Raw genomic sequence first — 10,928 nt, 5'->3', positions numbered from 1 at the left:
GCAGGCCCCCACTTCGCCTTTCACGTTCAGAACCGCGCTGAAGTGGATCAGGTGCGGGAGCAGCTGCTGGCCAAGGGGCACTCCTGCGGTCCGGTGCATGACCACCGCGACGGCACGGCCTCCTTCTATATGCAGGATCCAGAAGGGAACTGGTTGGAGATGCTCTATGAGCCCGCCGGCGGGCTGCCCTCCAATATCGGAGCCGAGCCGATACCTCTGACCTACTCGTGACGGCTGAGCTGCACGCGCCCATCCAACAGGAGGCCCTGGAGCTACTGGAGTGGCCGCGGCTGGCCCAACACGTCTCCAGCTTCGCCAGCACCGCCGCCGGTCGCGTCGTGGCGGCGCGGTTGCCCCTGGCCACGACCCGTCAGCAGAGCGTGGACTGGCTGGCGGAGACGACCGAGCTGCTGGCGCTGGATGGCCTGATCGAAGGGGGGCTGAGCTTTCAGGGGGCTGCTGATCTGGATCACACCCTCCAGCTCTGTGCCAAAGGAGGGGTGGCCAGCGGTGATGACCTCTTGTCCGTGGCCACAACCTTGGCTGCGGCCCGGCGCCTGCGCCGGCAGATCGACGATCCCGAGCTGCGGCCGGTGACGACTGCCCTGGTGGAGCCCCTACGCACCCTGCCTGAGCTGGAGCAGCGCCTGCGCTTTTGCATTGAGGACGGGGGGCGTGTGGCGGATCGCGCCAGCCCTCCCCTCTCGGGCCTGCGTCGTCAGCTCGCCTCCGTGCGGATGGAGCGCCGTGATCGTCTGAATGAGCTGATTCGTCGTTACGCCGCGCTCCTCCAAGACACGGTGGTCGCCGAGCGCAATGGCCGGCCGGTCTTGGCGGTGAAGGCGGGCGCCGGCAGTCAGTTGCCGGGCCTGGTTCACGACAGCTCCGCCTCCGGCAACACCGTCTTTATCGAGCCCCAGGCGGTGATCCCCCTGGGCAACCGGATCCGGCAGCTGGAAGGCGAGGAGCGCGAGGCGGAGCGGGCGGTGCTCCAGGAGCTCAGCGCCCTGGTGGGAGAAGAGCAGCCGGCGCTCGAGCACCTGCAGCAGGTCCTGATTCAGCTGGATCTCGCCCTGGCCCGCGCCCGATACAGCGCTTGGCTGGGGGCTGTGCGCCCCGAGCTGGAGGCCGATCCCCTGGCGCCGCTTCAGCTGGAGGGGCTGCGGCATCCGCTCTTGCTCTGGCAAGAACGTCGCCAGGGAGGCCGAACGGTCGTTCCCGTGAGCGTCCGCGTGGAGAGCAGCCTGCGGGTGGTGGCGATCACCGGCCCGAACACCGGCGGCAAAACGGTGACCCTTAAAAGCGTCGGCCTGGCGGTCCTCATGGCCCGGGCGGGCTTGTTTGTGCCCTGCAAAGGGTCGCCGCGTTTGCCCTGGTGTCAGCAGGTCCTCGCGGACATTGGCGATGAGCAGTCCCTCCAGCAGAACCTCTCGACCTTCAGTGGCCATGTGCGCCGGATTGCTCGGATCCTGGAGGCCCTGCCTGCCGCCGGTAGCGATCTGGCGACCCAGGCCGGAGCTCAATTGGTGCTTCTCGATGAGGTGGGTGCCGGCACCGATCCCACCGAGGGGACGGCGCTGGCCATCGCCCTGCTGAAGCAGTTGGCGGATCGGGCGCGTTTGACCATTGCCACGACCCACTTCGGGGAGCTGAAAGCCCTGAAGTACGACGACCCGCGCTTTGAGAATGCCTCCGTCGCCTTCGACGTCGAGAGCCTCTCGCCGACCTATCACCTGCAGTGGGGCATCCCTGGCCGCAGTAATGCCCTGGCCATCGCCACCCGACTGGGTTTGGACGGCGCGGTCCTTGATGCGGCCCAGGCCCTGCTGGCTCCCCGGGGAGAAGGGGAACTCAATCAAGTGATTGCGGGGCTGGAGAGCCAACGTCAACGGCAACAGGAGGCGGCCGAAGAAGCGGCTGCCCTGCTGGCGAGAACCGAGCTCTTGCATGAGGAGCTCCTCATGCGCTGGCAGCAGCAGAAGGAGCAGAGCGCTGAGCTGCAGGAGCAGCGCCGCGAGCAACTGGAGCGCTCGATCCGTGATGGCCAAAAGGAGGTGCGCCGCATCATTCGACGTCTCCGCCATGGCCGTGGCACAGGCAGCAGTGAACTGGGTGAATCAGCTCGCCGGGCAGGGCAGCAGCTGAAGCAGCTGGAGCAACAGCATCGCCCCCTGCCGGAGCGCCGTGACCACAAGGGTTGGCTCCCCAAGGTTGGCGATCGCGTGCGGGTCCTCTCCCTCGGCAAGGCAGGTGAGGTCCTCTCCCTCAGTGAAGACGGCCGGGAGCTCAGTGTCCGCTGCGGGGTGATGCGCCTGAACCTGGAGCTCTCCGCCATTGAGGGACTTCAGGGCGAGAAGCCCGAGCCGCCGCAAGCCCAGGTCTCGATCCGCAGTCGCCGCAATCCCGCCAGTCGAGGTCCTGAGGTGCGCACGGAGCGCAACACCATCGATGTCCGGGGCATGCGGGTGCATGAAGCCGAGTCCGCCGTGGAAGAACACCTGCGCGGAGCCAACGGTCCGGTTTGGGTGATCCACGGAATCGGCACCGGCAAGCTCAAACGCGGACTGAGGGAGTGGCTCTCCAGCGTTCCCTATGTGGAGCGGGTTACGGACGCCGCCCAGGGGGATGGCGGCCAAGGGTGCAGCGTGATCTGGGTGAAGTGAGGGGTTAGCCCAGCGATGGCAGTACCGGTTCTGGACCGCTGGCTGTCGGGGCGATTGGCTCGGGTGCCGGAGGGATCGCTTCTCCGTCGGCGTCAAAGAACCGCCAGCCCTTCGGATCGATGTCCAGGTGGACCGTTTCCCCTGGGGTCAGCTGCTCGCTGGGATCGGCCCTTAGCTGAACCAGGTGGCTTCCCTCCTGCAAGCGGCAGGTGAGCAGTTGTTCATTGCCGAGGCCCTCCACATGGCAGACCTCCGCCGGCAGATTGCGGTTGGTGGCCGGAGCCAAGTGCAGGTGTTCCGCCCGCAGGCCTCCCGTGAGGGCTTCGCTGCCCCCAGCCTCCTGCCAGTGCAGGAGGGCATCACCGCTGGGACCTTCCGGGAGAAAACGCCGGCTCCCCAGCTGCAGCTGACCCTTGCCGGCAACGTTGACGGGCAGCAGGTTCATGGCGGGGCTACCGATGAATTGCGCCACAAAGAGGTTGCTGGGCCATTGATAGAGCTCCGCCGGTGTCCCGAGCTGTTGCAGGCAACCGCGGTTCAAGACGGCGATCCGATGGCCCATGGTCATCGCTTCCACCTGGTCGTGGGTCACGTAGACCGTCGTGGTGCCCAGACGGCGCTGAAGCTCGACGATCTGGGCGCGGGTTCCCGTTCGCAACTTGGCATCCAGGTTGCTCAGGGGTTCATCCATCAGGAAGACGGACGGTTGACGGGCGATGGCACGACCCAGGGCGACCCGTTGTTTTTGCCCGCCGGAGAGTTCCTTGGGCATCCGCTCCAGCAGATGCTCCAGCTCCAGGGTGCTCGCGACCTCTTGGATGCGTGCTTCGATGCGCTGCTCTCGGCTGGAGGGAATCCGTAGCGCCTGGGGCAGGCTCCGTCCCGCCCGATGGAGGCCGTCTTGAAGTTGCTGAAGGCCCGTGCGTTGGCGCTGCCGGCGCAGGCCAAAGCCAATGTTGTCCGCCACGCTCAGGTGGGGATAGAGGGCGTAGCTCTGGAAGACCATCGCCACATCCCGCTGGGAGGGGCGCAGATGGGTCACCCGGCGACCGCCCACGATGATTTCACCGCCGCTTGGGCTCTCCAGTCCGGCCAGGAGGCGCAGCAGCGTGCTTTTGCCGCAGCCGGAGGGTCCGACGAGAACTAAGAACTCGCCATCACGGATGGAGAGATCCAGCTGCCGTAGGACCTCAACCGCTGCACTGCCCCGCCGCGGTGGGTAGGTCTTGCTGACCTGCTGGAAGCGAACCTCTGCCAAGAACCGGCCTCACGGCGGCCCGATCTTAGGGTTGGTCAAATGCAATTCATTGATCAGGCCCGGATCTCACTGCAGGCAGGACGCGGCGGCGATGGGATTGCCGCTTTTCGCCGTGAGAAGTACGTCCCTGCCGGTGGTCCCTCCGGTGGGGATGGCGGTCGTGGTGGTGATGTCTGGCTCGAGGCCGACCCCAACCTCCAAACCCTGCTGGACTTCAAATACAAGCGGCTCTTTGCCGCCGATGACGGTCGTCGCGGTGGGCCGAACAAGGCCACTGGAGCCAGCGGTTCTCCCCTGGTCATCAAGGTGCCCTGCGGAACGGAGGTCCGAGATGCCCGAACCCACATCCTTCTGGGAGACCTCACGGAGAAGGACCAGCGCTTGCTCGTGGCCGTCGGAGGCCGTGGTGGCCTGGGCAACGCCCACTACCTGAGCAACCGCAACCGCGCCCCCGAGAAGTTCACCGAGGGACGCGACGGCGAGGAGTGGTTGCTGCAGCTCGAGCTCAAGCTCTTGGCCGAGGTGGGGATCATCGGTTTGCCGAATGCCGGCAAAAGCACCCTGATTTCGGTGCTCTCTTCAGCCCGGCCCAAAATTGCCGACTACCCCTTCACAACCCTGGTTCCCAACTTGGGGGTGGTGCGCCGCCCCAGTGGTGATGGCACGGTCTTTGCTGATATCCCTGGCTTGATCGCCGGGGCAGCCCAGGGGGCTGGACTGGGCCATGACTTCCTGCGTCATATCCAGCGCACCCGTCTCTTGATCCACCTTGTGGATGCGAGCTCAGAGGACGTCCTGCACGATTTCCAGGTGGTGCAGCAGGAGCTGGCCGCCTATGGCAATGGCTTGGACGAGCGGCCCTGTCTGGTCGCCCTCAACAAAACCGAGTTGTTGCTCGAGGATGAGCTCGAGGAGAGGATCCAACAGGTCAGCGACCACTGCGGCCAACCGGTGCTGGATATCTCAGCAGCGACATCAAAAAATTTGGATCAGCTCTTGGCCAAGGTCTGGAAAGAGCTGGGGGTGTGAGCCAGAGAAACGAAGTTCCACCGGCTCACTGCTGAACGCTTAGAGACTCAGTCGTCGTAGACGAGGCACTCAGGGGCGTCGGGATTCAGGTCGCAGTAGACCTCCATCGGGGAGGGGTCTTTTTTGTCCTCGGGGTGGTGGGCCTTGTACTCCTCGAGGCCTTTCACTTCGTCCTCAAGGTGGCGCACTTTGCCTTGATCACCAGCAGCTTTGGCCGCTTCGATCTCGGACTTGTCCTTAGCGATGTGCTCGTCGATCGTGTTCATGCAATGAGGCCGGAGAGATCAGGCTGCTCGACGTCGCTGCACACCATACGGGGTGTCTGGCGGATGCGGAGCCAATTGTGATCGGGTTCTGATTTCGGCTTTCTGTTTTCTTCGCGGTCCGATCGCAGGACTCTGGCTAGCAGAGGGCTAGTGATGGGCTTCCAGATGGCGCGAATCACGCAGCGACACGATCGTCACTTCATGGATGAGTCCGGTCGTCTGTTCTGGATCAATGGCCCAGACCATCACTGCTATCTGTCTGAACAGAGGCAGTGGCGTGATGGGCTGAGCTTTGAAGACACCCTGGAGTGGAAGCAGTGCTCTCCGACCGGCTTGGTCAGTCAGCGTTTTCAGTCCCTGCAGGCGGCCTGCGAGGCCTTTGAACACAACCAGATCCAGTGGACCTTGGATCTCTACCTGCGGCACATGGGCGATGAGATGGCCCTTCAGCGCAGCCTGAGCGACTACAAGCCAACGGCGATGAAGGAGGCGGAAGCTCAATCGGGTCGCGCCCGCCAACAACCTTGGCTGGGGCAGGACACTCCGGTGATGCAGTGCGAGCTCAGCGCCAGACCATCCCGCCGTGCAGCGGACCTACCCCCCCACGCCCATCGCCGCCGGCGCAGCAGTGCCCCTAGCTCGGCATCTCGCTGAGCTCGAGCCAGCGCTCTTCCCCAGCGGCGATCTGCTCAAGCAGGTTCGAGAGTTCTGCGCTCTGGGTCTCGAGGGCGGCGTAATCGCTGCCTCCTGCAGCCATGAGTGCTTCGAGTTCCTCCTTGCGTGCCTCCCAAAGGGGAAGGTTGGCGTCCAGTTGCTCGAGTTCACGGTTTTCCTTGAAGCTGCGCCGCCGGGCCTTGGCCGGTTTGGCGGGGGCCTCCTTGGCTTTCTTCTCTGCTGGACTGCTCGGAGCGGCTGGGGCTGGGCGGCTGGCGGCCTGCCGCTCGAGATAACTGCTGTAGTTCCCTTCAAAGCGCTGGAGTTGGCCGTCCTCGAAGCTGAAGAGGCGATCGACGGTGCGGTCGAGGAAGTAGCGGTCGTGGGAGACCACGACGACACAACCGCGGAAGTCCTCTAGGAAATCCTCGAGAACCGTCAGGGTCTGGACGTCGAGATCGTTCGTCGGCTCATCGAGCAGCAGGACGTTGGGCGCCTCAATCAGCAGGCGGCAGAGGTGCAGTCGCCGCCGCTCCCCGCCGGAGAGCTTGCTGACGGGCTGGTGTTGCTGCGCCGGAGGAAACAGAAATCGCTCCAGCAGCTGGGAGGCACTGAGGGTGGAACCCTCGATCTCGACAGTGCTGGCGGCCTCCTTGACGATGTCGATCACCTTGCGCTCCCGGCCGGCGGCATCGGTCTGATCGAGCACGGTGTGGCTGTGCTGGTCGAAGTAGGCGAGCTTCACGGTTGATCCCAGCTCAACCCGTCCGCCCTGGGGGATGCGTCGACCGGCAATCAGATCCAGCAGGGTTGATTTGCCGGAGCCATTGGGCCCGATGATCCCGATCCGATCCTCCGGGCTGAAGTCGTAGCTGAAGTCGCGCAACAGCGGCGTCTGGCCGCTGTTTTGGGCCTCCTCGCTGGCCCAGACCAGCACCGCCTCGGCTTCGATCGCTCGCTTCCCGAGCCGCCGCTGGTTGCTGGTCAGGCTCAGGTCCCCTTTCCCCTGGCGCTTGGGGGCCTCCTGCATGGCCTCGATCCGCTGGATGCGCGCCTTTTGTTTGGTGCTTCGCGCTTGGGGGCCCCGCTTGAGCCACTCCAGCTCACGCCGCAGCACTCCCTTGAATTTGGCTTCGCTGGCGGCAGCCGCTGCCTCCTCTTCGGCTTTGCGGGCGAGGTAATAGGCGTAGTTCCCGCTGTAGTTGCGGGCCTCGCCGCGGTCCACCTCCACGATTCGGTTGGTGACCTGATCGAGGACGTAGCGGTCGTGGGTGATCAGCACCAGGGACCCGCTGAAACGCTGCAGATAGCCCTGGAGCCACTGGATGCAGTCGGCATCGAGATGGTTGGTGGGCTCGTCCAGCAGCAGGACATCCGGGTCGGCCACCAGGGCGGCCGCCAGGGCTAGGCGCTTGCGGTAGCCGCCGGAGAGATCCCCGACCCGGCGTTGGGTGTCGCCGATGCCCAGCCGCTGCAGAACTTCGCGGATTTGCTGCTCCAAGCCCCAGGCTTGGCTTTGGTCCATCCGTCCATTCAGTTGGCCCAGCTCCGCCAGCAGGGCGGCATCGTCGTCGCCCCGCTCATGGGCCGCGGCGAGGGCCTCGCTGACCTCGGTGTAGCGGCGCAGCAGCTGCATCTTCTCGCCGCTCTCAGCAAAGACCTGCTCGAGCACGGTCCGCTGCGGATCCATCTCCGGCTCCTGGCTCACCAGGACGATGCGGGCCTGGGGCAGGACCCGGCGGTTGCCACTCCCAGTGGGCTCGAGTCCCGCCAGGACTCGCATCAAGGTGGACTTCCCGGCGCCGTTGGGTCCGATTAGCCCCAGGCGCTCGCGTTCACCGATGTGCAGGGTCAGCCCGTCGAAGAGGGTGCGGATGCCGAAGTCCTTGCGGACATCCACCAGGCTGATCAGGCTCACAAGTTGGGGGGCTGTCGCTGCGCTTCCAGATAAGCAAACACGCTCTTATCGCCCACGTCGGCCGCGGCATCCATCGGGAATTTCCGCAGGGTCAGCACCAGCAGTAGCGCCGCCTCGATGGCCAGCAGGGTCGCCGTGGCTTCAGGGCTGAGCAGATGGCTGAGGCGTCCGAGCAGCGCCAGAGGCAGCAGCAGAGTCACGCCGATGGCCTCGGGGCGGCGGAAGCAGAAAAACTCCTTGAAGCCGATCCCCGCCAGGGCCGCGAAGAAGGGACCCACGGCCCAGATCCAGCGGCTGTCTGTGCTGAGTGCGTCGGCCATTCCTTGGGGACCGGCGCTGATCAGCAGGGCGAGGAAGCCCAGGCATCCCGCCAGCCAGAACCATTGCAGGGCGCGGTGCAGGGGGCGCAGATAGATGTGAATCCAACGCAGGGCCAGGCCAACCCCTGCGGCCAAAGGCAGTAGCCAGGGCCAGATCCACGCTCCACCGAGCTGCTGCCATTGGATCAGCAGTGCGGCCTGGGCCACCGCCGCCGTGAAGAGGGCCAGCCGGTACCCCAGGACCTCGCGCCGGTCCGTGTCCGTGATGCTGTAGGTGCCATAGACACCTTCAAAGACCGGATCGGCGGCGGCGCTCATGCTGAGACGGTTCCTGACACCAGTGTGGCCAGGGCGGGGCCCGCGGGCACGATCCCCGAAGGATGGAGGGGAAACAGGGCGCCGAAGTAGTCCTTGCGCCAGGCCTGATCGCAGCAGGTTTCGGCCACGCCAGGCAGCGCGAAGAAGCGCTGTCTCCAGGCCCAGAGCCCAGGGAGTTGCCAGAGCGGCTGACGGCTGACCCCGAACAGGGGGGCGTAGACCAACTCCAGACGGATCAAGGTGGGGAAGAGCTGAACATCAGCCAGGCTGGGTCTCTCTCCGCAGAGCCAGGGCGAGGTGCCGGCGTCAGCCAGGACCGATTCCGCTTCGCTCAAGGTCTCAAAGAGCGCTGATTCGGCCCGGTCGTAGGCCGCTTGGTTGCGGGCAAATCCGCAGCGATAGACCCCGTCATTGACGCTGTATTGCAGGCGCTCGCGCCAGTGCGCGATGGCCTGAGCCTGGTTGGCGGGTTCCAGGTCGAGGGCGTCCTGCGCTGCTGGCCAGCTGTTCAGCAGTTCCATCAGGCGAGCGCTTTCGCCCACCACCACGCGTCCTGAGCGGCTGTCCACCAGGACCGGAACGGTGGCCCGCTGGTTGGGGTCTGCCCCAGCGGCTCGGTAGAGCTCCTGCAGGGTCTGGCAGCCACGGAAGGGCTCGCTGAAGCGCCAGCGGCCTGCCTTGGGATCGGGCTCCACCACCAGCAGCTCAATGCTCTGGTGCAGTTGCCGCAGCTGCCAGACGAGCCAAGCCCGGTGGGCCCAGGGGCAGCTCCGTCCCACGATCAGCACGTGGGCCCCCGCCTCACCGGCCGATGGGGGCAGCGCTGGTTTGGCGACAAAGGCTCCGGCGGGGCGGGTGTAGTTCCCCTCGGCATCGGCGGGTCCAAGGCCCCCCATCAGTTGCTGCCACTGCCACTGCCAGCCGTTGCGGGCGGCTGTCACCACGGCAGGGGGGATGGCCATGGACGTTCAGAAGACTTCTGCCAGGCTGACTCAGCTGCGGGCTGGAGCAAAGGGCATGGGGCGGGCTCAGGTTTTGGTTGTGGCGGGGACCCACGGCAATGAGCGCAACGCTCCGGCTTTGCTCGAGCGTTGGCGCAGGGAGCCCCGGGACCTCGACTGCGCTGGGCTGCCTGTGCAGCTGGTCCTCGGTAATCCGGCGGCCCATGCGGCCAATCGCCGTTACATCGATCGCGATCTCAACCGCTGTTTTGCCCCCGAGCTGCTGGCCGATCTCACCCAGCAGCCCTTGGAGCTGCAGCGTGCCCGGGAGCTGCTGGCCCAGTTCGCCCCGACGGGCGCGAATCCCTGTGCGGTCGCGATTGACCTGCACAGCACCACCAGCGGCATGGGCAATTCACTGGTGGTCTATGGACGCCGCCCCGCCGATCTCGCCCTGGCGGCTGGTGTTCAGGCTCGGCTGGGGCTACCGATCTATCTGCACGAGGCCGATGCTGCCCAGACGGGTTTTTTGGTGGAGCGTTGGCCCTGCGGCCTGGTGATCGAGGTGGGGCCTGTGGCCCAAGGGCTACTCAGTGCGCCAATCCTGCGGCAAACCCAGCTGGCGCTCGAGGCGGTCTTCGCGGTCTTGGCCGAGGCGGCCGCCGGGGAGCTGCGCCTGCCCGCGGGCCTTCAGGTCTATCGCCATTGCGGCAGTGTCGATTTGCCCCGGGACTCGGCCGGCGAGGCCATCGCCTGTGTGCACCCGGCCCTCGAACGTCAGGACTGGAGGCCGCTGCAGGTCGGGCAGGCCCTCTTTTGGCAGCCCGGCGGCCAGGACTGCCCGGCTGAATGGCGCTTCGACCCGCAGACCCTGGGTTTTCCTGCCGAGGCCCACTGGCCTGTCTTTATTAATGAGGCGGCTTACGGCGAGAAGGGCATCGCCTTCAGCCTCTGTCGCCGGGAACGTTGGGCGAGCGAGGGGGCCTGGCTTGAGGCCCTGCAGGCCCTGATGGCGGCCTAGCCGCAGGCCCAGGTGCCCTGCTCCTTGGTGCAGGGCAGATCGCTGGTGCTGCCGTCTGCCCAGTAGATCCTGAGGCGGTCATCGGCGCTGTCGGTGCGGAAGGTCAAGGACTTGACCGGCCCGGCCGGGGCCTTGCCGGTGGGATCACTGGTGTCCACCCCTCCAGGGTTGGCTTGCCGTTGCTCCAGCTGCTGAAGGCGCAGTTCCAGCCGATTCAGGCGTTCGATCTGCGCTTCGTTATCGCGGCGTTCCCCTCCTTGGCAGCCCGCTAGCAGGAGACCGGCAGCAAGCAGCAGCAGGGGAAGACGCATGGCGCTGAAGGCGTGACAGGCGACTCCTAGCAGCGGTTTTGGGGCTTGGCTACCTGCAGTCATGGAGGCGTTGCGCAAGATCGCTTTACAAAGCGCGCAAACTTCCTTTACATTCCCCGGGGCAACCCGTTTGGGTCGCCCTAACTACCGCTCTGACGGCTTGCCGTTGAGCCTTTCTTTCCCGTACTCATGACGACCACCCTCCAGCAGCGCCAAGGCGCTTCTGCGT

11 protein-coding genes are annotated in these 10,928 nt (G+C 65.7%); 5 read left to right on the top strand and 6 right to left on the bottom strand.

Annotated elements, in window-relative coordinates; genetic code table 11:
• Both QZ189_RS09170 and QZ189_RS09165 read left to right on the top strand, forming a co-directional pair.
• Window positions 1-231: VOC family protein (locus QZ189_RS09170; protein ID WP_296421596.1), on the top strand; the 231-nt coding region annotated here is incomplete at its 5' end.
• Window positions 228-2,663 carry an endonuclease MutS2 gene (locus tag QZ189_RS09165; protein WP_296421595.1) on the top strand — a complete coding sequence of 812 codons (2,436 nt, stop codon included), beginning with the start codon at window positions 228-230 and terminating at the stop codon, window positions 2,661-2,663. The genes QZ189_RS09170 and QZ189_RS09165, both read left to right, overlap by 4 nt.
• A gap of 4 nt (window positions 2,664-2,667) precedes the next feature.
• Here the strand turns inward: QZ189_RS09165 and QZ189_RS09160 are convergent, their stop codons facing one another.
• A complete protein-coding gene (locus QZ189_RS09160) occupies window positions 2,668-3,921 on the bottom strand; it encodes an ABC transporter ATP-binding protein (RefSeq protein ID WP_296421594.1) in 1,254 nt (417 codons plus the stop codon).
• A 39-nt stretch (window positions 3,922-3,960) separates the two neighbouring features.
• On the opposite strand from QZ189_RS09160, the gene cgtA reads away from it, so the two are divergent.
• Window positions 3,961-4,950 carry an Obg family GTPase CgtA gene (gene cgtA, locus QZ189_RS09155; protein ID WP_010315178.1) on the top strand — a complete coding sequence of 330 codons (990 nt, stop codon included), beginning with the start codon at window positions 3,961-3,963 and terminating at the stop codon, window positions 4,948-4,950.
• Window positions 4,951-4,997: 47 nt separating this feature from the next.
• Here the strand turns inward: cgtA and QZ189_RS09150 are convergent, their stop codons facing one another.
• Entirely contained in the window at window positions 4,998-5,216 is a 219-nt protein-coding gene (locus tag QZ189_RS09150; RefSeq protein WP_010315181.1) for a CP12 domain-containing protein, read from the bottom strand.
• A 165-nt stretch (window positions 5,217-5,381) separates the two neighbouring features.
• Here QZ189_RS09150 and QZ189_RS09145 point away from each other — a divergent pair, with 165 nt between their 5' ends.
• Window positions 5,382-5,870 (top strand): hypothetical protein, encoded by a 489-nt coding sequence (locus QZ189_RS09145; protein ID WP_043705509.1) that lies wholly within the window; start codon window positions 5,382-5,384, stop codon window positions 5,868-5,870.
• Here QZ189_RS09145 and QZ189_RS09140 read toward each other — a convergent pair.
• Genes QZ189_RS09140 through QZ189_RS09130 form a run of 3 tightly spaced genes read right to left on the bottom strand, consistent with a single transcriptional unit; the run spans window position 5,851 to window position 9,388 of the window.
• Window positions 5,851-7,788, bottom strand: coding sequence for an ABC-F family ATP-binding cassette domain-containing protein (locus QZ189_RS09140; RefSeq protein WP_296416704.1), 1,938 nt, complete (start codon window positions 7,786-7,788; stop codon window positions 5,851-5,853). The two genes, QZ189_RS09145 and QZ189_RS09140, sit on opposite strands and share 20 nt — an antisense overlap.
• The gene (locus tag QZ189_RS09135) at window positions 7,785-8,426 is read right to left on the bottom strand and encodes a DUF2301 domain-containing membrane protein (RefSeq protein ID WP_296416705.1); all 642 of its coding nucleotides are present in this window, start codon (window positions 8,424-8,426) and stop codon (window positions 7,785-7,787) included. The genes QZ189_RS09140 and QZ189_RS09135 overlap by 4 nt, the downstream gene beginning before the upstream one ends.
• Window positions 8,423-9,388, bottom strand: a complete 966-nt coding sequence (locus tag QZ189_RS09130) for a glutathione S-transferase C-terminal domain-containing protein (protein WP_296416706.1) — start codon at window positions 9,386-9,388, stop codon at window positions 8,423-8,425. Before QZ189_RS09130 ends, QZ189_RS09135 begins: the two co-directional genes overlap by 4 nt.
• Before the next feature lie 55 nt (window positions 9,389-9,443).
• On the opposite strand from QZ189_RS09130, the gene QZ189_RS09125 reads away from it, so the two are divergent.
• Window positions 9,444-10,388, top strand: coding sequence for an aspartoacylase (locus QZ189_RS09125; protein WP_296421593.1), 945 nt, complete (start codon window positions 9,444-9,446; stop codon window positions 10,386-10,388).
• Here the strand turns inward: QZ189_RS09125 and QZ189_RS09120 are convergent.
• The gene (locus QZ189_RS09120; RefSeq protein WP_247477035.1) at window positions 10,385-10,699 is read right to left on the bottom strand and encodes a hypothetical protein; all 315 of its coding nucleotides are present in this window, start codon (window positions 10,697-10,699) and stop codon (window positions 10,385-10,387) included. The genes QZ189_RS09125 and QZ189_RS09120 overlap by 4 nt on opposite strands.
• Between the last annotated feature and the right edge of the window lie 229 nt (window positions 10,700-10,928).

Origin of the sequence: Vulcanococcus sp. CPBay_Sum15L08_68, from assembly GCF_017855895.1 — a bacterium.
Taxonomy (GTDB): Bacteria; Cyanobacteriota; Cyanobacteriia; order PCC-6307; family Cyanobiaceae; genus Vulcanococcus.
The sequence above is the reverse complement of the archived record's forward strand: the minus strand, read 5'-3'. Positions and strand labels throughout refer to the sequence as shown.